At 67.3% G+C, this 1026-nt stretch carries 1 pseudogene; it reads left to right on the forward strand.

Features of this window, described 5'->3' with window-relative positions:
- A pseudogene (locus BZY54_RS51410) lies at positions 1 to 1026 on the forward strand (hypothetical protein); the annotation flags it as partial.

A 1026-nucleotide genomic window follows, 5' to 3' on the forward strand; every position in this document is an offset into this window, starting at 1 on the left:
CGGCCGGGCAGGAGCCGCCGGCACCGAGAAGGACCCCTTCGCCACCGTCGAGCAGGCGCGTGACGCGCTGGCGGGCAAGACGGACTCCCACCACCGCGGAACCGTCTACCTGCGCGGCGGTGTCTACCCGCGCTCCGAGACCGTCCAGCTGAAGGGTGCGGCGAACTCCTACGTCACCTATGCCGCTTACCGGGGCGAGGACGTGGAGTTCACCGGCGCGGCCAACCTCGAGCCCGAGGGCTTCAGCAAGCTGAGCGACCTCATGAACAGCACCGACCCCAAGTGGTCGTCACGCTGGCGCGTCCCGGACGCGGTCCGGGACAACGTGTGGGTGTACGACCTCGGAGCAGCCGGCATACCGGTCGGCGACCTCTACAAGAACGGCTTCAACTGGGAGCCCAGGCCGTTCGCTCCGCAGCTGGTCACCGACGACCAGGCGCAGACCCTCGCGCAGTATCCCGACGGTGGCGGAACCATCACCTCGCAAGGACTGGTCCTCCGCCAGGGCTTCAAGGGAGCGCGGGACTACTTCTCCGACAAGACCCCGGACGGCAGCAGCCTGCCCTACGAGGACATGCTGAAGCTGCCCGGCCCGGTGTTCGAAGCCTCCGGCGACGTGGCACAGCACTACCAGTCCTGGGCCCCGCCCACCGACCTCGGTTCGGAGAGCACGACCGACCAGCCCGACCGCGAGATCGACAACACCCGCTACGAGACCGACGGCTGGCTCTCGGGCTACTTCGGCAACAACTACGGCAACGACAGGGTGCGGATCTACTCCGTCAGCAAGGAGGGCCTGGACGACGACGGGAACGCCGCCGGGTGGAACGTGCGCACCAAGTACCCGACGATGTACGTCACGAAGGACAAGTGGACCAAGGTCGTAGCCCAGAACATCCTCGCCGAGCTGGATGCCGAGGGCGAGTACTACATCGACCGCTACGACGGCCACGACGTCCTGTACTACTACCCGCCCGGCGGCACGGTTGACGGCAAGAAGATCACGCTGACCGCGTTCGACCGGCC

The sequence above is a fragment of the Streptomyces carpinensis genome, from assembly GCF_002154505.1.
Taxonomy (GTDB): Bacteria; Actinomycetota; Actinomycetes; order Streptomycetales; family Streptomycetaceae; genus Streptomyces; species Streptomyces carpinensis.